The organism is Streptomyces sp. 2-1, from assembly GCF_048564895.1.
Lineage (GTDB): Bacteria > Actinomycetota > Actinomycetes > Streptomycetales > Streptomycetaceae > Streptomyces > Streptomyces phaeochromogenes.
Map to the genome: position 1 here is coordinate 7,248,588 of NZ_CP183383.1, position 19,247 is coordinate 7,267,834.

General features: G+C 71.1%; 15 protein-coding genes. 8 read left to right on the forward strand and 7 right to left on the reverse strand.

Features of this window, described 5'->3' with window-relative positions; genetic code table 11:
* Positions 1-168 precede the first annotated feature (168 nt).
* Complete coding sequence (locus ACN20J_RS32000) at positions 169-906, forward strand: ferritin-like fold-containing protein (RefSeq protein ID WP_079052748.1); 738 nt, start codon at positions 169-171, stop codon at positions 904-906.
* A gap of 61 nt (positions 907-967) precedes the next feature.
* On the opposite strand, the gene ACN20J_RS32005 is transcribed toward ACN20J_RS32000, so the two are convergent.
* From ACN20J_RS32005 to ACN20J_RS32020, 4 genes are all read right to left on the reverse strand, one after another.
* The gene (locus tag ACN20J_RS32005; protein WP_189837497.1) at positions 968-1,237 is read right to left on the reverse strand and encodes a hypothetical protein; all 270 of its coding nucleotides are present in this window, start codon (positions 1,235-1,237) and stop codon (positions 968-970) included.
* 204 nt (positions 1,238-1,441) lie between these two features.
* Positions 1,442-1,669: a DUF3107 domain-containing protein gene (locus tag ACN20J_RS32010; RefSeq protein WP_055610545.1), complete on the reverse strand. Its 228-nt coding sequence runs from the start codon at positions 1,667-1,669 to the stop codon at positions 1,442-1,444.
* Positions 1,670-1,804: 135 nt separating this feature from the next.
* Complete coding sequence (locus ACN20J_RS32015; protein ID WP_143636525.1) at positions 1,805-2,446, reverse strand: TetR/AcrR family transcriptional regulator; 642 nt, start codon at positions 2,444-2,446, stop codon at positions 1,805-1,807.
* Between the two features lie 195 nt (positions 2,447-2,641).
* Positions 2,642-2,857, reverse strand: a complete 216-nt coding sequence (locus ACN20J_RS32020) for a hypothetical protein (RefSeq protein WP_055610543.1) — start codon at positions 2,855-2,857, stop codon at positions 2,642-2,644.
* A gap of 309 nt (positions 2,858-3,166) precedes the next feature.
* On the opposite strand from ACN20J_RS32020, the gene ACN20J_RS32025 reads away from it, so the two are divergent.
* The 7 genes from ACN20J_RS32025 to moeZ all read left to right on the forward strand — a co-directional run bounded on the left by ACN20J_RS32025 (position 3,167) and on the right by moeZ (position 12,945).
* Positions 3,167-4,156, forward strand: coding sequence for an alpha/beta fold hydrolase (locus ACN20J_RS32025; RefSeq protein WP_190229716.1), 990 nt, complete (start codon positions 3,167-3,169; stop codon positions 4,154-4,156).
* A gap of 488 nt (positions 4,157-4,644) precedes the next feature.
* Positions 4,645-6,132 (forward strand): DUF3152 domain-containing protein, encoded by a 1,488-nt coding sequence (locus tag ACN20J_RS32030; RefSeq protein WP_419667364.1) that lies wholly within the window; start codon positions 4,645-4,647, stop codon positions 6,130-6,132.
* Positions 6,133-6,398: 266 nt separating this feature from the next.
* Entirely contained in the window at positions 6,399-8,282 is a 1,884-nt protein-coding gene (locus tag ACN20J_RS32035) for a DUF3492 domain-containing protein (RefSeq protein WP_419667365.1), read from the forward strand.
* Positions 8,279-9,850 carry a hypothetical protein gene (locus ACN20J_RS32040; protein WP_419667366.1) on the forward strand — a complete coding sequence of 524 codons (1,572 nt, stop codon included), beginning with the start codon at positions 8,279-8,281 and terminating at the stop codon, positions 9,848-9,850. Before ACN20J_RS32035 ends, ACN20J_RS32040 begins: the two co-directional genes overlap by 4 nt.
* 147 nt (positions 9,851-9,997) lie before the next feature.
* Positions 9,998-10,957: an NAD-dependent epimerase/dehydratase family protein gene (locus ACN20J_RS32045; RefSeq protein WP_189837502.1), complete on the forward strand. Its 960-nt coding sequence runs from the start codon at positions 9,998-10,000 to the stop codon at positions 10,955-10,957.
* Positions 10,945-11,703 (forward strand): spherulation-specific family 4 protein, encoded by a 759-nt coding sequence (locus tag ACN20J_RS32050; RefSeq protein WP_189837503.1) that lies wholly within the window; start codon positions 10,945-10,947, stop codon positions 11,701-11,703. Before ACN20J_RS32045 ends, ACN20J_RS32050 begins: the two co-directional genes overlap by 13 nt.
* A gap of 63 nt (positions 11,704-11,766) precedes the next feature.
* Entirely contained in the window at positions 11,767-12,945 is a 1,179-nt protein-coding gene (moeZ, locus tag ACN20J_RS32055) for an adenylyltransferase/sulfurtransferase MoeZ (protein ID WP_307521613.1), read from the forward strand.
* Between the two features lie 128 nt (positions 12,946-13,073).
* Here the strand turns inward: moeZ and ACN20J_RS32060 are convergent, their stop codons facing one another.
* From ACN20J_RS32060 to ACN20J_RS32070, 3 genes are all read right to left on the reverse strand, one after another.
* Positions 13,074-14,618, reverse strand: a complete 1,545-nt coding sequence (locus tag ACN20J_RS32060; protein WP_419667367.1) for an alpha/beta hydrolase — start codon at positions 14,616-14,618, stop codon at positions 13,074-13,076.
* A gap of 118 nt (positions 14,619-14,736) precedes the next feature.
* Complete coding sequence (locus tag ACN20J_RS32065) at positions 14,737-16,287, reverse strand: alpha/beta hydrolase (protein WP_419667368.1); 1,551 nt, start codon at positions 16,285-16,287, stop codon at positions 14,737-14,739.
* 135 nt (positions 16,288-16,422) lie between these two features.
* Positions 16,423-19,242 carry a lysylphosphatidylglycerol synthase domain-containing protein gene (locus ACN20J_RS32070; RefSeq protein ID WP_419667369.1) on the reverse strand — a complete coding sequence of 940 codons (2,820 nt, stop codon included), beginning with the start codon at positions 19,240-19,242 and terminating at the stop codon, positions 16,423-16,425.
* Positions 19,243-19,247 lie beyond the last annotated feature (5 nt).

Here is a 19,247-nt window from a genome sequence, read left to right on the forward strand (position 1 = left end):
GCATCCTCATTCGTGCGGCCCGTCGAGTTACGTAGATCAACTCAGCGAGCGCATTACCACCATACCCCGGAATCGCGCATATGCGATGGCCGATTTGGTCACGTAGTCGTCGTCACACTGATTGACCAGGGCCTTCCGTCGTACGGTGGGCGGGCTATTGTGCGCTTCATGACGACGCCTGACAACGCTTCCGACGCATCTGCCGCTCACACCGGAGTCGCCGCCCAGGACTGGGCCAAGGCCTCCGTCGACCCCCAGTACCGCGCCGCGGTCGTGGACCTGATCGGAGCGCTGGCGTACGGGGAGCTGGCGGCGTTCGAGCGCCTCGCGGAGGACGCGAAGCTGGCGCCGACGCTCGCGGACAAGGCGGAGCTGGCGAAGATGGCGTCGGCGGAGTTCCACCACTTCGAGCAGTTGCGGGACCGGCTCACGGAGATCGGGGCGGAGCCGACGCAGGCCATGGAGCCGTTCGTCGCCGCGCTCGACGGTTTCCACAAGCAGACCGCGCCCTCGGACTGGCTGGAAGGGCTCGTCAAGGCGTATGTCGGCGACTCGATCGCCAGTGACTTCTACCGGGAGGTCGCCGCCCGGCTCGACTCCGATACGCGGGGGCTCGTACTGGCCGTCCTCGACGACACCGGGCACGCGTCGTTCGCCGTCGAGAAGGTGCGGGCCGCCATCGACGCGGATCCGCGTGTGGGCGGTCGACTCGCCCTGTGGGCGCGGCGGTTGATGGGCGAGGCGTTGTCGCAGTCCCAGCGGGTCGTCGCCGACCGGGACGCCTTGTCGACGATGCTCGTCGGTGGGGTGGCCGACGGGTTCGACCTCGCCGAGGTGGGGCGGATGTTCTCCCGGATCACCGAGGCGCACACCAAGCGGATGGCCGCGCTGGGGCTGGCCGCCTAGCCTTTTGGCGCCGGTTCGTTTCAGCGGTCGCCCGCCGAATCGGAACCCTTGGAGTCGTCGCTCACACCGTCGCCGAGTGGCGGCCGAGTCTTCCCGCGGGGCGCAGGAGCAGGGAGACGGAGGCCGCCGAGACGGCCACCGCGCCGAGCATCACGGGCAGGAAGCCGACGGATCCCAGGGCGGTGTGGGTGAGGAAGGCGCCGAAGAGGCCTCCCGCGATGCCTGTCCCGAGGACGAGGCGGCGAGCGGGCAGGCGGTGCGGCAGGCGATACGCGGCGGCCCAGGCCAGTGCCAGACCGAGAATCGCGGAGCCGAGCGCTTCCAAGAACATCAGTGGGTCCCTCCCGCACGGCTGTGTGCACTTCGGTCGTAGCCCGTCATACCCGTGACCTGCGGAATGCAATCCTCCTCTGTGAGCGAGTTGTGCTCCATCCGTGAAGCACGGACACCAGGGGCGAGAGTGTGGAAAAGGGGATGGAAGAGGGAATGGAAAAGGGGCTCGACGGCAACTGCCGTCGAGCCCCTTCTCGTCGCCTTACAGCGCGCTGAAGCCCACCTTGCGGGTCGTCGGCTCGCCGAGCTCCACGTAGGCGAGGCGGTCCGCCGGAACCAGGACCTTGCGGCCGTGGTCGTCCACGAGGCTGAGCAGCTGCGACTTGCCGGCCAGCGCCTCGGACACCGCGCGCTCGACCTCTTCCGGGGTCTGACCGCTCTCCAGAACGATCTCGCGGGGCGCGTGCTGCACGCCGATCTTGACCTCCACGGCTATGTCCCTCCGACGGTCACTGATGTGCGCGTTCGTCCGCGCCGTACGCAGCACACATTAGCCCGGTGAGGGGACGTACATGCTCCGCCCGAGAACGCCAGGAGCGAACATCCGGTGGGAACAAAGTGGCGGTCAGTGGTGCTCGCTGCCGTGCAGCGGGAAACCGGCGATGCCCCGCCATGCCAGCGAGGTCAGCAGCTGGACCGCCTGGTCGCGCGGCACGCTGCGGTCGCTGTGCAGCCAGGAGCGGGCCACCACCTGGGCGAGTCCGCCGAGACCCGAGGCCAGCAGCATCGACTCGGCCTTGGACAGGCCGGTGTCCTCCGCGATGACCTCGCAGATCGCCTCCGCGCACTCGAACGTGACCTTGTCGACCCGCTCGCGCACCGCCGGCTCGTTCGTCAGGTCCGACTCGAAGACCAGGCGGAACGCGCCGCCGTCGTCCTCCACGTACGCGAAGTACGCGTCCATGGTCGCGCGCACCCGCAGCTTGTTGTCCGTGGTGGACGCCAGGGCGGCCCGTACGGCCTGCAGCAGTGACTCGCAGTGCTGGTCCAGCAGCGCGAGGTAGAGGTCGAGCTTGCCGGGAAAGTGCTGGTAGAGCACCGGCTTGCTGACGCCCGCGCGTTCGGCGATGTCGTCCATCGCGGCCGCGTGATATCCCTGCGCGACAAACACTTCCTGGGCAGCGCCGAGGAGCTGGTTGCGTCGGGCACGGCGCGGCAGGCGTGTGCCCCGCGGGCGCGCCGCCTCTGTCTGCTCGATGGCTGTCACGCCGCCTCCCAAAATCGTCCACATTGCGGTGAGCGCCGCGCGGCCATCGTACTTTTCGGTAACCGTGGTGTGCGCGGTGCGAGCGCAGAATTTCACGGACCGGACGCCGGTGATAACCCTGCATAACCCTTCATCAATGGGCATACCGGGCGGTCGTGTCTTCTCCGACGCCGTCCCGGTTCGCCTCACCTCGGCTCAGCGGTAGTCGTCCTCGTCGAGTTCGACGACTCTCGCCTGTTCGGCGAGGTCCGCCTCGTCGGCGCTGTCCTTGTCCGCGTCGGTCAGTGGTTCGTCGCGGTGGGGGGCCAGGTCCGCGTGCTGTTCGGCCGCGTCGGCTTCGGGGGCCTCGACACCGATCTCGGTGTCGTCGGATTCCTCGATGGTCTCGGGGTCGGTGGGGTCGACGGTCATGTGTCCTCTTCCCGAGTGGGTGCGAGTGCGCTCTCGTGCGAGTAACGAGTGCCCTCGTCTATGAAGCGTATGAGAGTCGAGATCGGGACGCTATGCGATCGCGCCGCCGTCCGGCCGCCGTCCGGCCGCCGTCCGGCCGCGGTCCGGCTGTGGTCCGGTCGTGGTCCGGTCGTGGTTCGGACGGCGAACGGTCGCCGTCCGATCTGTTCCTCGGTCGTCGCGCGGGCGCCGTCCGGCCCGTCGTGCGACACCGGACCCTGTGACTGCGAACACACGATCCAGCGCGTGATCGTCTCGTAACATTGCCGCATGTCTTCGACCGAACTGCCGTCCGTACTGGCCACTTCCGTCGCTCCGAAGGTCGGGACCGTCAGGGTGGCCGAGGGGGAGCGGCTGCGCACGGTCGGGCTCCCCGGGATCACGCTGACGGTCCGGTCGAGACCACCGGTGCGGGAGGGACTGCCGCCCGCGCTGTACGTGCACGGGCTGGGCGGTTCCTCGCAGAACTGGTCGGCGCTGATGCCCCTCCTGGACGGCCTCGTGGACAGCGAGGCCGTCGATCTGCCGGGCTTCGGCGACTCGCCGCCGCCGGACGACGGCGACTACTCGGTGACCGGGCACGCGCGCGCGGTCATCCGCTTTCTCGACGCGGCCGAGCGCGGTCCCGTGCACCTCTTCGGGAACTCGCTGGGCGGCGCCGTCACCACGCGCGTCGCGGCCGTACGGCCCGATCTCGTCCGCACGCTCACCCTTGTCTCACCGGCGCTCCCGGAGATCCGGGTGCAGCGCTCGGCCGTACCGACGGCGCTGCTCGCCCTGCCCGGAGTGGCGGGTCTGTTCACCAGGTTCACCAAGGACTGGTCGGCCGAGCAGCGCGTACGAGGGGTCACGGCGCTCTGTTACGGCGACCCCGGCATGGTCACTCCCGAGGGATTCCGCAACGCGGTCGAGGAGATGGAGCGACGGCTCGCCCTCCCCTACTTCTGGGACGCCATGGCACGTTCGGCACGCGGCATCGTGAACGCGTACACGCTGGGTGGCCAGCACGGACTGTGGCGCCAGGCCGAGCGGGTGCTCGCGCCGACGCTCCTCGTCTACGGGGGGCGCGACCAACTCGTCTCGTACCGTATGGCCCAGCGCGCGGCACGCGCCTTTCGCGACTCGCGGTTGCTGACGTTGCCTGACGCGGGACATGTGGCGATGATGGAGTACCCGGAGACCGTGGCCACGGCCTTCCGCGAACTCCTCGCGGACACCGGCGAGTTGGCCGACACCGGCCCTACCAGCGCGAGGAGCTGAGGCGGGACGTGGGACGTCACAGCCGCCGCGGGCCGGCCCCCAAGGGCGACACCGCCGACATACACGTGGTTCCAGCTGCCCGGTCGGAACCGGAGCCGGTGAAGAAGAAACGGACCGGGCGCCGACGGGGGTCCGCTGAACAGCAAGCTCCTCAGCCGCCGAGGGGCGGGACGCCGTCCCAGGGCGTGCCCCGGCTGCCCGAGGGCTGGGCACCCCGAGGGCCTGAGGGCGTACAAGGCGTGCAGGGGCAGGGAGTTCCGCGGTCAGGGGGCGGGATGCCTCCGGGTGGAGCACCGGGCCGAGGCCCGGGTAGGGCTTCGGGATTCGCGGGTGGCGCGCCGACGGGGGGACCTCCGCGGTTCTCCGGCGGCCCGTCGGCAGGAGGACCGGCCGGTGGGGGAGCGCCCACCGGGAGGCTTCCCGACGGCACGCCCGCGTACGGGTTTCCGCGCCTTCCCGACGGGACTCCGGCACACGGATTTCCGCGTATGCAGGGCGGGGGGACGCCGGACGGGCGGACACAGGGCGGGCGGACGCAGGACGGCACGCCCGATCGTGGGGTTCCGCGCCCTCAGGACGGCACGCCTGCCTATGGCTTTCCGAGGCCGCAGGACGGCACCCCAGCCCACGGCTTTCCGCGGTTGCCCGACGGGACTCCGGCGCACGGGTTTCCCCGGCTGCCCGACGGGACTCCGGTCCGTGGCACGCCGCGTTACCCCGACGGCACTCCCGCTCACGGCGTACCGCGAGTCCGTGGTGGGCACCCCGAGCAGCGCGAAACCGGCGGTGCGTGGGGCGAGTTGAGGGGCGGGCCGCAGGCATCCCCGCAGGGGCCTCCCGGGGCGGCGCGGCCCGGGCCCGGACAAGGTCAGGGCGGGGCGCCGGGCCGGCCCGGTCCGACGGTTCCCCGGCAGCGGTTCGCGCCGCCCCGGTCGGGAGCCGGCGGCCCCAGGCAGGCCTACGTGGACGCCTTCGACCAGGGCGACGGCTCCTTCGCGCCCCGTTCCGGCGCCGCGGCGACACTTCGCGCGGACCCCTACGCCTCCGTCACCGTCTGGGACGACGAGGTCGAGCACAAGGTGGCCCCGGGCGGGCACAAGGGGCCCCCGGGCGATCAGGAACCCCCGGACGCGCGGCCCGAGAAGGCCAGGGGAGGCAAGGGCCGGGCCTTCACCGGCATCGCGGCAGCCGCCGTCACCACCGTCCTGGCCGTCGTCGTGGCCGGGCAGGTCACCGGCGGACGTGAGGACGACTCCGTACGCCCGCAGTCGGCGAGTGGCGGGGACCGCGGGGCCAAGGACTCGACGTCGCGCACCGACGGCCGGCCGGTCCCGTCCGCGTCGGCGGGTGCGGACGCGGGTCAGGGTGCGGTCACGCTGTCGTACTCCCAGCAGATGGCGAAGAAGTATCCGCTGGCGGCCGATCTCAAGGGCTCCGGGGAGTTCGACGCGGTTTCCGGGTTCGACAAGGCGCCGGGGACCGGGCGGAAGTACACCTACCGCGTCGACGTCGAGAAGGGCCTCGGCCTCGACGGTGGGCTCTTCGCGGAGGCCGTGCAGAAGACCCTGAACGACGACCGGAGTTGGGCCCACGACGGCGGTCGTACCTTCGAGCGGGTCTCCTCCGGGAAGTCCGACTTCGTCATCACCCTGGCAAGTCCGGGGACGACGGCGTTCTGGTGTGCCAAGTCGGGCCTCGACACCACCGAGGACAACGTCTCCTGCGACTCGGCCTCCACCGAACGCGTGATGATCAACGCATACCGATGGGCCCAGGGTTCCGAGACGTACGGCGACAAGATGTACGCCTACCGCCAGATGCTGATCAACCACGAGATCGGCCACCGGCTCGGCTTCGGCCATGTGAGCTGCAGCGTGGACGGCGCGCTCGCCCCCGTCATGCAGCAGCAGACCAAGTTCCTCGACCACGACGGAATCCGCTGCCGGCCCAACCCCTGGGCGTTCCCCGGGAAATGACGCCCTTCTCGGGGAACTGACGCCTCTCCCCGGGAGCTGGCGGCCTTTCGCCGGAAACCGGCGGGCCGTGACATGACGAAACGTGTTCGGTTGATCTCTTAGCGCGACGGAACGCGACCCGCACGGGAAAGTTACGACCGTTCACCCCTTTTGGTGGCGCGATGGACAACCGTCCATCGCGCCACCGTCATGTCCGCATACGTTCGTCCCGCTGCGAGCCGCCGGGTCAACGGCGGCTCCCCATACGGGAGATCGGGGGTGCGCTCGTGCGCATCGGACTGCTTACGGAGGGTGGCTATCCGTATGTGAGCGGTGACGCCAGGCTCTGGTGCGACCGGCTCGTGCGCGGGCTCGGGCAGCACGAGTTCGACATCTACGCGCTCAGCCGCAGCGAGCAACAGGAGGACGAGGGCTGGATCGAGCTCCCGCCCCAGGTCAGCCGCGTACGCACCGCACCGCTGTGGACCGCCGAGGACGACGGTGTCGGATACGGGCGACGGGCGCGGCGGCGGTTTGCCGAGTGTTACGAGGAGCTGGCGGCGGCCGTGTGCGCCGGGGACGCGCCTGTGGGATCCGCCGCGTTCGAGGGATCGGCCGGGGCTGTCGGGGCGGTCGGGTCTGTTGGGTCTGCGGTGGCAGCCGGATCCGCCGGGGTGGCTGGGGTAGCTGGGGGTGGAGGAGCGGCCGGGGGCGCTTCCGCGGGCGCCTCCGCGGCTGTGGCGGACCGTTTCGGCAATGCGCTGTACGGGCTCGCGGAACTCGCCCGGGACGAGGGCGGACTGGTCGGCGCCCTGCGCTCCGAGACCGCTGTGCGCGCCCTGGAGCGCGCATGCCGCGCGCCCGGCGCACTTCGTGCCGCACGCGGCGCACGCGTACCGGATCTGCTCACCGTCGCCGCCCAGGTGGAGCGCACGCTGAGACCGCTGTCCCTCGACTGGTACGAGGACGACGGGCTCGGCTCGGTCGACCTGTGCCACGCCACGTCCGGCGGCGCGGCGGCCCTGCCCGGGCTGCTGGCGCGGCACTTCGCGGGCGTGCCCCTGCTCGTCACCGAGTACGGCGTGCAGTTGCGGGCGCACTATCTGGGCGCGCGGGAGGATCTGGAGGGCCGTGCGGCCTCGTCCTCGGCGCGGGCCCTGCTCGCCGCGTTCCATGGTCGGCTCGCCGCCGAGGCGTACCGGCAGGCCGAGATCATCACGCCCGGCAACACACACGCCCGCCGCTGGCAGGAACGCTGCGGCGCCGACCGCGCCAGGATCCGTACGGTCTATCCCGGCATGGAGGCGTCCCGCTTCTCGGACGTGGGCGAGAGCGCCGAGGCCGCCGACGCGGACACCCTGGTGTGGGTCGGGCGCATCGAGCCCGCCAAGGACCTGATCTCGCTGCTGCACGCCTTCGCGGAGATCCGCAAGGACGAGCCGAAGACGCGCCTGCGGATCGTCGGCGCACCGGCCGAGGGGCTGGAGGGCGCGACCTACCTGGCGCACTGCAAGGCACTCGCCGCGCAGCTCTTCCCGGACGAGGCGGACGGCGTGCACACCGTCGGCGACAACCCCGTCTCCTTCGAGGAGATCGGCGGACCGGAGGTACCGACCCTCCCGGAGGCGTACGAGGCGGGCGCCGTCGTCGTCCTGTCGAGCGTCGTCGAGGGCTTCCCGATCAGCCTCGTCGAGGCGATGTTCTGCGGACGCGCCACGGTGTCCACCGATGTCGGCGCTGTCGTGGAGGTCATCGGCGGTACGGGTCTCGTGGTGCCGCCGCGCAATCCACGGGCGCTCGCCGAGGCGTGTGTCTCCCTGCTGCGCGACCCGGAGCGACGTGCGCGCCTCGGCGCGGCGGCACGCGCGCGGGCGCTCGAACTGTTCACCGTCGAGCAGAACATCACGGCATTTCACGGCATTTACCTGGAGATCATCGCGCGCTGTCCGGTCCGGCGGGTCCTCGTCGACGCCTCGGGCGAACCCCTGCCGTTCGCCATACCGGCCGAGATCCATGTACCGGGGCGGTGGGCCGACTCCGGCACCCGACTGGTCGCGGGCAGACCCGGGCCGGGATGGGCCGCGGGACCACCGGTCCGGGGTGTCCCACTCGGGTCCGCCTCTGAGGGCGCTTCCGGTGAGCCCGTCCCTGCGGGGGAGGGGGCGCGGTGAACGGACGACGACGGACGGGGCGCGCGGACGCCACCCGGGCGCCGGGGAGCCCCGAGACGTGGGACGCAAGGTCCGAGGAGTGGCTGACGGGCGCCGAGGAGCCGGGGACGATCCCGGACGCCGAGGTGGGCGAGACGCGGGTCGTCGACGTCCAGCCGGGAGAAGTCCGCGTGGTGGACGTGCAGTTGGGGGAGTCGAGGGTGGCGGATGCCCGGCCCGAGGCGTCGAGCGCGGCGGATGCCCGGCGCGGGTGGGATGCCGAGTCCCGTGATGTTGCCGGTGCCGCTTCCCGTGCCGGTGCCGGTGTGGGGGCGGCCGTGGCTCCGGTCTCCGGCCGGAAGCCGTCGGCTCACGTGGGCGAGGCCGCGTCCGCCGTCCGCGGGGATTCCGCCTACGGGAGCGAGTCGGCAGGCTCCGACCGTGTGGCGTCCGCCTACGCCAGGGGAGGCGCTGCCGGGGACCGCAAGCCCTCCGCCCGGCGCGGTGCCGTCGACCCCGTGAAGGCCCTGATGCACCGCCACCGCGAACTGTGCGAGCGCGCGGTGGACCCGCTGGAGATCGCAGCCGGGCTGGAGGCACACGGTGTGACCGACCGGACCGCCACGCGCTTCCGGCACCGGGACGTGTTCTCGCTCGCCGAAGAGATGTACGCGCGCGTGCCCCGCGCCGGCGACCCGGCCCCTCAGTCCGAGGCGCCGGACACCCCCGGGGTGCGCGCCGACTGGGCTCTGCTCACCCTGCTGCCGGGCGCCCTGTGCGCGGCGACCGTCACCGGGCTCCGGCTCACGGAGGGACGGCCGCGTCTCGCGGTGGCCGTCGTGGGCGTGTTCGCCATTTCGATGGGCCTGCGCGCCGCCGTACGCCGCGGCCCTCTGCGCGCCGCCCGCGCGTGGCACCCGACCACGTCCACACGCGCATGGACGTGCGGACTCCTCGCCTACGCACTCCTCGGCGACGGCCTGCTCGCCGCGGGCATCGAGGGCGGCCCCACCGGACCGCCCACCGGAGGCTCCGACAGCCCCTGGCCGATTGCCCTCGCGTCCCTCCTCGCCCTCACTCTTGCCGTCGTCCCGGCGGCCTGGTGCGCACACCTCTTCGCCGTACGCGCCCGGCGCCGACTCGCCACCAGTCGAGGCCTGGAGGAGTTCGCCTCCTCCGTGAGGCCCCTGCTCCTGGGCGTGTTCGGACTGTTCCTCTGCGCCCTGGGCGGCCTGCTCGCCGGCAGCGGGGCATGGCTGGGCGAGCCCCCCGCGTACGCCGCGGCCGGTGCCCTCGGCGCGCTTCTGCTGCTCGCCCGGCTCCTCACCGTGCACGGCTTCACGCACGCCCCCGCCGTCATCCTCGCGGCCGCGGGCACGGCCGAGGCGCTGGCGCTGGTGAGCGTCTTCGCCGGCCGCCTGCCCGGCTGCTCGCTGCTGGCCCGGCCCGTCGAGAACGTGGCCGCCGCCTGGGGGCCGGGATCCGTCCCCGCCCTCGTGTGCGGGGGCGCGGCACTCGTCCTCCTGATCCACGCGACCAGGACCCTCACCCGGGCCTCGGCCCACGCGGCACACGGAGACACACCGTGAACCGCCCCCGGCGCCCGGCCTCCGTGCCGAGCGCCCTTCCCGCGGGGCCGACACCGCGGGCCTTCCGTACGACCCACGGCAACACCCTGAAGGAGAACGCCAGATGATCACCCTCCGCATCGGAGAATCCGCCCCGGGAGCCGCCCGATGAGGGTGCTGCTGATCGGAGCCAACGGATACCTGGGCCGCTTCGTCGCCGACCGTCTGCTCGCCGACCCCGCCGTGCAGCTCACCGCCCTCGGCCGGGGCGACGACGCGGACGTGCGCTTCGACCTCGCCAGCGGCAGCCCGGGCGCGCTCACCCGCTTCCTGGACGCGGTGCACCCCGGCGTCGTCGTCAACTGCGCCGGAGCCACCCGCGGCGGCGCCCGCGAGCTGACCCGGCACAACACCGTCGCCGTCGCCACCGTCTGCGAAGCCCTGCGCCGCAGCGGCTGCGGAGCGCGCCTCGTGCAGATCGGCTGCGGCGCGGAGTACGGCCCCAGCCAGCCCGGCTCCTCCACGGCCGAGGACGCAGTGCCCCGCCCCGGCGGCCCGTACGGCGTCAGCAAGCTCGCCGCCACCGAACTGGTCCTCGGGTCCGGCCTCGACGCCGTCGTCCTGCGCGTGTTCTCGCCCGCCGGACCCGGCACCCCGGCCGGCTCGCCCCTCGGCCGCCTCGCCGAGGCCATGCGCCGCGCCATGCAGTCCGGCGACGGCGAACTCAAACTCGGTGGCCTCGGCGTCCAACGCGACTTCATCGACGTACGCGACGTCGCCCGTGCCGTCCATGCCGCCTCCCTCTCCGCCGCACAGGGCGTCATCAACATCGGATCCGGTCGTGCCGTACGCCTCCGCGACGCCGCCTCCGTCCTCGCACGCGTCGCCGGCTACGGCGGTGCCCTGCACGAACTCGACGGACCGCCCGTCCCGGTCAGGCCGTCCATCGGCCACCCCCGCTCCGAGACCGAGCACACGGCCCCGACCGCCTACCCCTACCCGGACGGCTGCGGCAGTTGGCAGCAGGCCGACGTGCGCACCGCACGCGACCGGCTCGGCTGGCGTCCCCGGATCAACCTCGAGGAATCCCTCGCCGACATCTGGATGGAGGCGGCATGCCGCATCTGACCAGCACCGCAACGGGCACCGCGAGCACCGATTTACGGGCCGGCTTCGGCATCCCTGGCTATGCGCACCCCCTTGTCGCCCCGGTCGAGTGGGGCGAACTCACCCGCCCCGGAACCCCCTTGCACTGGGTCGTCCTGAACGTCGCCGACGGCCCCGGCACCCGCCCCGACCCCCGCTGCCTGGAGGCGGCCGGCCGCCTGCGCAACGCGGGCGTCCGGGTCCTGGGCCACCTGGATGTGACGTACGGCGCACGAGCCTTCGGTGAGCTCGTCTCCGACGCACACCGCTATCGCGACTGGTACCAGGTCGACGGCTTCCTCCTGGACCGCTGTCCCACGGAGCGGACAGCGCTGCCCGAGATCCGTCGCACGGCCACCACCCTGCGCGCGCTCTTCGGCGAGAGCCACAAGGGCCATATCGTCCTGGGCCACGGCACCCACCCGTATCCCGGATATGCCGAGACCGCCGACCAGTTGGTGACCTTCGCCGGGCCGTGGAGCGATTACCGCTGGTCGCAGGTGGCCGAGTGGACCGCCGAGTACCCGCCCGAGCGCTTCTGCCACTTCGTGCACAGCGTGCCCCGCGGCCATCTCGACGAGGCCCTGCGCATCGCCCGCTGGCAGGGCGCCTCGACGATCTACTTCACCGACCGCACGGATCGCGGGGGTTCGGCCGATCCCTGGGAGAGCATGCCCGGCTACTGGGACGAGATCGTCTCGCGGGTCGGAACGGGTGTCTCGGAATGAAGAAGGGCGTGGCAGTGTTACGGGGAGAACAACTGTAGTGATTGACCGACCAACGGAGTCCCCGTGTCGCTGCCACCCCTGGTCGAGCCAGCTGCTGAGCTCACCGTAGACGAGGTCCGCAGGTACTCCCGCCACCTGATCATCCCCGACGTGGGCATGGACGGGCAGAAGCGGCTGAAGAACGCCAAGGTGCTCTGTGTGGGCGCCGGCGGCCTGGGCTCGCCGGCGCTGATGTACCTGGCCGCCGCCGGCGTGGGCACGCTCGGCATCGTGGAGTTCGACGAGGTCGACGAGTCGAACCTGCAGCGCCAGATCATCCACAGCCAGGCGGACATCGGCCGCTCCAAGGCCGAGTCGGCCCGAGACAGCGTGCTGGGCATCAACCCGTACGTGAACGTGGTCCTTCACGAAGAGCGGCTCGAGGCCGAGAACGTGATGGACATCTTCAGCCAGTACGACCTGATCGTCGACGGCACGGACAACTTCGCGACCCGCTACCTGGTCAACGACGCGTGCGTGCTGCTCAACAAGCCGTACGTGTGGGGCTCGATCTACCGCTTCGACGGCCAGGCCTCGGTCTTCTGGTCCGAGCACGGACCCTGCTACCGCTGCCTCTACCCGGAGCCCCCGCCGCCGGGCATGGTCCCCTCCTGCGCCGAGGGCGGCGTCCTCGGTGTGCTGTGCGCGTCCATCGGTTCCATCCAGGTCAACGAGGCCATCAAGCTCCTCGCGGGCATCGGTGAGCCGCTCCTCGGCCGCCTGATGATCTACGACGCCCTGGAGATGCAGTACCGCCAGGTCAAGGTCCGCAAGGACCCGAACTGCGCGGTCTGCGGCGAGAACCCCACCGTCACCGAGCTCATCGACTACGAGGCCTTCTGCGGCGTCGTCTCCGAAGAGGCCCAGGAAGCGGCCGCCGGCTCGACGATCACTCCCAAGCAGCTCAAGGAGTGGATCGACGACGGCGAGAACATCGAGATCATCGACGTCCGCGAGATCAACGAGTACGAGATCGTCTCGATCCCCGGCGCCAAGCTGATCCCGAAGAACGAGTTCCTCATGGGCACCGCCCTGGAGACCCTCCCGCAGGACAAGAAGATCGTCCTGCACTGCAAGACGGGTGTCCGCAGTGCGGAGGTCCTCGCGGTCCTCAAGTCGGCCGGATTCGCGGACGCCGTGCACGTGGGCGGTGGCGTGATCGGCTGGGTCAACCAGATCGAGCCGGAGAAGCCGGTGTACTAGGCGTACGCCTTCTTCGGAGGAAGGGCTCGGCACCAGGTGTGCCGGGCCCTTTTCCATTGCCCCGAGCAGGACCGCCCTGGGCGTGACTGCCCCGGACCGGACCTCCCTGGTCGGGGCTGCCCGGCCGGCTACTCGCAGACCTTGCCGTCGTCCGGCACCTTCCCGTCCAGCAGGTAGTCGTTCACCGTGCTGTCGACACAGTCGCTCCCGCTCCCGTACGCCCCGTGTCCCTCGCCCTTCCAGGTGAGCTGCACACCGACGCCCTTGCCCAGCTCGTCGGCCATCTTGCGGGCACCCTCGTACGGCGTCGCCGGGTCGCCGGTGTTGCCCACCACCAGGACGGGCTCCGCGCCGGGCGCGGACACCTCCGCCGTCTCGTGCTGTCCGGCCACCGGCCAGTCGTGGCACCAGCCCGCCGTGTCCCAGCCCATCGAGTCGCCGAAGACGGGCGAGATCTTCCGGAACTCGGGGAGCAGCGCCTTCGCCTCCTCGGGCGTCGGCCGCTCCTTGTCGTCCAAGCACGATATGACCCGTTGTGAATGCGTCGTCGTGCCGTAGCGCCCCGACGCGTCACGGTCGTTGTAGCCGTCCGCCTGCGCGAGCAGTTCCGTACCGTCGCCGTCCTCGGCCGCTTCGAGCGCGCTGGTGAGCGCGGGCCAGGACGACTTGCTGTAGAGCGGGTAGATGACGCCCGTGAGGGCCAGCTGCTGGGTGAGGTCGCGGCCGCTCGTCGTCGGCAGCGGCTCGGAGTCGATCCGCTGCAGCAGATCCACGATCTTCTGGGAGCCCTCCTGCGGGTCCTGGCCCGTCGACTTGAGGTAGTCCTCCAGGGCGCGCTGGAAGCCCCTGGCCTGGTTCTTGGCGTGGCCCACCGTGCCGGCGGTCGGGTCGACGACCGCGTCGAGGAGCAGACGCCCCACGTTCTTGGGGAACAAGTGGGCGTACACGCCGCCCAGTTCCGTGCCGTACGAGATGCCGAAGTAGTGCAGCTTCTGGTCGCCGAGGACATGGCGCATCAGGTCCATGTCCCGGGCCGTGTCGGTCGTCGAGACATGCTCCATGAGCTTGCCCGCCGACTTCTCGCAGCCCTTGCCGAAGTCGGCCGCGTCCTTGAAGAACGTGGTCTCCTCGGCGGAGGTGTCCGGAGTGGTGTCGACCGACTCGGCCGTCTGGATCTCCTTGTTGTCGCGGCAGCGCACGCCCTCGCTGGCCGCGACGCCGCGCGGGTCCCAGCTCACCAGGTCGTACTTCTTGTGGAGCGCGGCGAACGTCGGTCCGTACGGCGGCAGATAGTCGACGCCCGAGCCGCCCGGGCCGCCGAAGTTGAACAGCAGCGAGCCGATGCGCTCGTCCGAGGAGCCGCTCGACTCGCTGCGGATCAGCGCTATGCCGATGGTCTCGCCCGTCGGCTTCGACCAGTCCAGCGGCACCTTGAGCGTCGCGCACCGCCAGTCGTCGCCCGGCGCGGGGCCCGTCGCCGTGGCCTTGCAGCCCTCCCAGTCGAGCTTCTGTGAAGTGAGGGAAGCGGGCAGCCCGGTGGTGTCGGAGGGGGCCGCGGCAGGCGGCCTTCCGTCGTCCTTGCTCTCGTCCCCGTCGTTCCCGGACGAGCCGCTGCAGCCGGCCACCAGCAACGCGGCGGCGGCCACAGCCGTCCACCGTGCGATACGCGCCATGAACACTTCCCCCCTCGCGGGCGTCGTCCGCCGGATGTCGCGGATGACAGTCAGGCAATAGTAGGCAGAAGGCCGCGAGCGCCGTGATGCCCTGTGGATAACCGTCTGACCTGCTATTTCACGAGCAGACCTTGCCGTTCGGCGGAACCTTGCCGTTCAGCAGGTAGCCGTTCACGGCGTCGCGCACGCACTTGTTTCCGCTGTCGTACGACCCGTGCCCCTGGCCCTTGTACGTCAGCTCCACCCCGACGCCCTTGCCCAGCGAATCCACCATCTTGCGGGCGCCCTCGTAGGGCGTCGCCGGGTCGCCGGTGTTCCCGACCACGAGGATCGGCGCCGAGCCCGGCGCACTGACGTCCGGGTGGTCGGCGGCGCCCGCCACCGCCCAGTCGGTGCAGCCGACCAGGCCCCACGCCAGATAGTCGCCGAAGAGGGGCGAGGCCTCGCGGAACTCCGGAAGCTTCGCCTGCACATCTGCGGTGGTGTAGCGGGGCTTGTCGTCGGCGCAGTTGATGGAGACGTTGGCGGCGGCGATGTTGCTGTACTCGCCGTCCTGGTTGCGCCCGTTCATCGAGTCGGCCAGCAGCATCAGCACCCTGCCGTCACCGTCGTACGCCTGCTGGAGTCCCTCGGTCAGGTACTCCCAGAAGTCCTTCGAGTACAGGGACTGCGCGATGCCGCTGGTGGCGGCGGTCTGGGTCAGCTGACGGGGGAAGACGCCCGGGATGGGCTTGCTGTCGAGGTCCTTCAGCAGTTTGGCGATCCGGTCCTTGACGTCCTGGGCGCTGTCGCCGAGCGGGCAGTCCTCCGTCTTCGACGTGCAGTCCTCGGCGAAGTTGTCGAGCGCGAGCTGGAAGCCCTTGGCCTGCCCGAGCGACCCCTGCTCCGAGTTCTGCGTCGGGTCCACGACCGCGTCGAAAACAGCCCGCCCCACCTTCTTGGGGAACAAGTGGGCGTACACACCGCCCAGTTCCGTGCCGTACGAGATGCCGAAGTAGTGCAGCTTGTCGTCGCCGAGGACCTGCCGCATCAGGTCCATGTCGCGGGCCGCGTCAGTGGTGCGTACGTACGGGAGGGTCTTGCCGGAGTTCTTCTCGCAGGCCGCGTTGAACCCCTTGGTGTTGTCCAGGAGGGTTTTCTGCTCGGCCGTGTCGTCGGGGGTGGCGTCCTGCTGGAAGTACTCGTCGAGCTGTTCGTTGCTCTCGCACTTCACGCCCGCGCTGCGACCGACGCCCCGGGGGTCGAAGCTGACCAGGTCGTAGCGGGTGCGCAGTTGCTCGTAGTCCTTGCCGAACGCGGGGAGCGTGGTGACGCCCGAGCCGCCGGGGCCGCCGAAGTTGAAGATCAGTGAGCCGATGCGCTTGTCCTTGGCGCCGCTCGCCTCCGCGCGGATCAGCGCGAGCCCGATCGTGTCCCCTTTGGGCTTGTCCCAGTCGAGAGGTGCCTTCAGGGTCGCGCATTTCCACGTGTCACCGTCCGGCAGGGGCGACGGGGCGTCTCCGCCGCCCTCGGCCTCGGAGGGCTCCGGGCAGTCCTTCCAGCTCAGCTTCTGCGCCGACAGGTCCTCGTCCTTGGAGTCACCGTCGCCGCCGCAGCCGGCGAGGGCCGCCGACAGCAGAACGGCGGTCGTGGTCAGGGCGGCGGCCCGCAGCGGGGAAGGGTTCGGCATGCTCCCATCCTGAGGTCGCCCGGGGCGGGGCGCTCGGGGCACGGGCCGTGCGGGTGAGAGCCCCTACGCCCTTCTGCGGAGCGCTTTCTCGTGTCCCAGGGGGCAGCTCAGGGGCGCCCAGAGGCACCTCAGGGGTCAGAGCGCGCCCTTGCGCGTGAGGTGGTTGAAGAACAGCCACCCCGGCAGCACGGGCAGCCACAGCGTGAGCAGCCGGTACAGGAGGACGGCGGGCGCCGCGACCTCGCTGGGGAGCCCGACGGCGATCAGACCGACCGTCAGGGTCGCCTCGACCGCGCCCACGCCACCGGGGGTGGGAGCGGCGGAGCCGAGCGCGTTTCCGGCGAGGAAGACCACGGCGACGCTGGCGATGCTCAGGGAGGGCATGCCCTCGGTCCCGAAGGCCCTGACCGACGCGTCGAGGCACATCACGAAGCAGGCCGTCAGCAGAAGCATGCCGCCGATGCCGGTGAGGAGCTTCTGCGGCCGCTGCAGCACATCCAGCATGCGCGGCACGACACCCGCGAACAGCGACCTCACGCGCGTGACGACGAATTTCCGCAGGAACGGCACCGAGGTCACCACGAGGACGAGGACCGCCACGGTCAGCAGACCTGCGATGACGGTCCTGGACGGCGACAAGGAGGGCGTCTTTTCGGTACCGGTCAGATAGCCGAAGGAGAGCAGCATCAGGATGTGGCAGCCGAGCCCGAACAGCTGCGACGCGCCGACACTCGCCACCGCGAGCCCCGGCCGTACCCCCGAGCGCTGGAGGAACCGCGTGTTGAGGGCGACACCGCCCACCGCCGCGGGCGCCACGATCTTCACGAAGGACCCGGCGACCTGCGCGGCCACGGTCCGCATGAACGGCACCCGCTCGGGCACGAAGCCCAGCAGGCTCATGGCCGCCGCGAAGTAGCTCAGCATCGAGAAGAGCACGGCGGCGGCGACCCAGCCCCACTCCGCTTCGTCGAAGAGCGTGCCGAACTCGATGTGCGTGAGCTGCGTCAGCAGGAAGTACGCGCCGAACGCGCCCGCGATGAAACTGATCAGCGTGCGCGGCCGGATGCGCTCCAGACGGGCCGGTTCGACCGGTGCCTGCGGCCTGATCAGGAGCACCTGGTGACGGATCTGGGTGAGCAGATCCTCCTCGCGCGCCTCCTCCAGGGCGTCGTCGATGGCGCGCTTCTCGGCCCGCTGTTCGGCGCGTACGGCCTTCTTGTCGGGCTTCTCCAGGACGGGCCTGGTCGCCTCGGGGGTGTGCTCGTGCTCCTCGGCGCGGGCCAGCTTGGCCTGCCGGGAGGCTTCCAGGACGGCCTCGCGCTCGCGCTCCGACCGCTCCCGGGCCAGCTTCCGCAGCGTCGCGCGGTGGGAGCGCGTGAGCGCGATGGGCTGCAGCATGGGCAGACAGTCCGCGACCGCGTCCGGGCCGAGCACCCCGACGGCCGAGGCCACCGCGCGCTCCGCGCCGACCCGCAGGCCGAGCGTGGTCACCAGCTGGGCGACGTCCATGCGCAGCAGTAGCTCACCGGCCGCGATCTCGCCGTTGCGCAGGTCCGTGAGGATCACCGTGCCGGAACGATCCACCAGGATCGCGTCGCCGGCGAGTCTGCGGTGCGCGATGCGCCGGGACTGCAGCGCCTGCACCTGGTGCCAGGTGTCCCGGAGCAGGTCGTCGGTGATGTCCTCGTCCGGCAGCGAGTCGAGCGTGCGCCCACCTGTGTGCTCGTAGACCAGCATCACGGCGTCGGGGCCGAGCTCGGACGTCGCGATCAGCTTGGGCGCGTTGGCTCCGGCCGCGATGGCCGCGTACGCGAGGAGGGCCTCCTGCTCCAGGGCCTGGCGCAGTGACTGGAGGCTGCGGCGCGTGGTGATGCCGCGCAGCGTCAGACGGCGCCACACGCGGTAGAAGAAGCCCTGCGCCTGCTGTTCGCGGTCGACCACCGTGACGTCCAGCGGTGGACCGTCCTGGAGCGTCACGAAGTACCGGCGGCCACGGTCGCCGTCCAGGGCCTCGGGAGTCTCGTCCCGGGCCGCGCTCACCGGGTGGAAGCCGACGTGCCGCAGGCCCGCCATCAGGGTCCGTCCCGTGGGCCGTACGTTCGGCGAGCCGACCGCGTACAGCGTCCCGTACGCCACGCTCCAGCCGATCAGCACGGTCAGGATGATCGAGAACGGGGTCGTGTAGCCGGTGACCAGCATGGAGAAGGCGTCGAGCATCAGCACGACCCACAGCACCGCGCGCCAGCGTGGCCGGCGCGACATGCCGACGGCCGTCATGTACGCGATCACCGGCGCGAGATAGCCGTGCACCGGGTCGGTGAGGGCGTGGATGTCGCCGGGGGAGGGCTGGGTGAGCGCCTTCTGGATCGAGTCCGGTGCGGCCTTGGCGACCCACAGGTCTGTGGCGAGTGTCACTCCGTGTGCGAGGACGGCGGCCAGCACGCCGTCGGCGATGCGCAGCCCGTCGCGTTTGATCAGCCGCTCGATGGCGAACGCGACCGGCACCAACAGGATCGCGATGCTCGACGCGAGCCCCGCGATCTTGATCAGCAGGTCGGGTGCCTCGTCGGTGCCCTTGTTGATGTCCTGGGCCAGCCCCGACGTCGTGCCGTGCGCGAACGCGGCGATCGCCAGCAACAGGGCGATCGCGAGCACGCCCACCAGGAGACGCATCAGGTCGGAAGGGCGGTGCACGCGCGCGGGGAGCAACGGTTCGTCGCCTTCGACCTCTTCGCTGTGGGCGTCGTCGTCGGCGCAGTCCGCCGCCTCGTCGCCCCCCTCCTTGTGCGCGTCCGCCTGTCCGTCGGCTCGCCCGCCGGGGTCCGTCTTCTTGGTCAGATCGGTCTTCTCGGACGCGTTCGCAGTGCGCTCGTCCGAGTCGTCGCCGGTGTTCGGGCGCGACGAAACCTCAGAGGTGCCCTCCGCGTCTTCGGGGTGCACGCCCTGCTGTTTCATCGTCT

Bases quoted from the DNA above. Each gene is read 5' to 3' on its own strand.
- ACN20J_RS32000 (WP_079052748.1), top strand. From the start codon at position 169: ATGACGACGCCTGACAACGCTTCCGACGCATCTGCCGCTCACACCGGA.
- ACN20J_RS32005 (WP_189837497.1), bottom strand. From the start codon at position 1,237: ATGTTCTTGGAAGCGCTCGGCTCCGCGATTCTCGGTCTGGCACTGGCC.
- ACN20J_RS32020 (WP_055610543.1), bottom strand. From the start codon at position 2,857: ATGACCGTCGACCCCACCGACCCCGAGACCATCGAGGAATCCGACGAC.
- ACN20J_RS32025 (WP_190229716.1), top strand. From the start codon at position 3,167: ATGTCTTCGACCGAACTGCCGTCCGTACTGGCCACTTCCGTCGCTCCG.
- ACN20J_RS32030 (WP_419667364.1), top strand. From the start codon at position 4,645: ATGCAGGGCGGGGGGACGCCGGACGGGCGGACACAGGGCGGGCGGACG.
- ACN20J_RS32045 (WP_189837502.1), top strand. From the start codon at position 9,998: ATGAGGGTGCTGCTGATCGGAGCCAACGGATACCTGGGCCGCTTCGTC.
- ACN20J_RS32050 (WP_189837503.1), top strand. From the start codon at position 10,945: ATGCCGCATCTGACCAGCACCGCAACGGGCACCGCGAGCACCGATTTA.
- ACN20J_RS32060 (WP_419667367.1), bottom strand. From the start codon at position 14,618: ATGGCGCGTATCGCACGGTGGACGGCTGTGGCCGCCGCCGCGTTGCTG.
- ACN20J_RS32065 (WP_419667368.1), bottom strand. From the start codon at position 16,287: ATGCCGAACCCTTCCCCGCTGCGGGCCGCCGCCCTGACCACGACCGCC.
- ACN20J_RS32070 (WP_419667369.1), bottom strand. From the start codon at position 19,242: ATGAAACAGCAGGGCGTGCACCCCGAAGACGCGGAGGGCACCTCTGAG.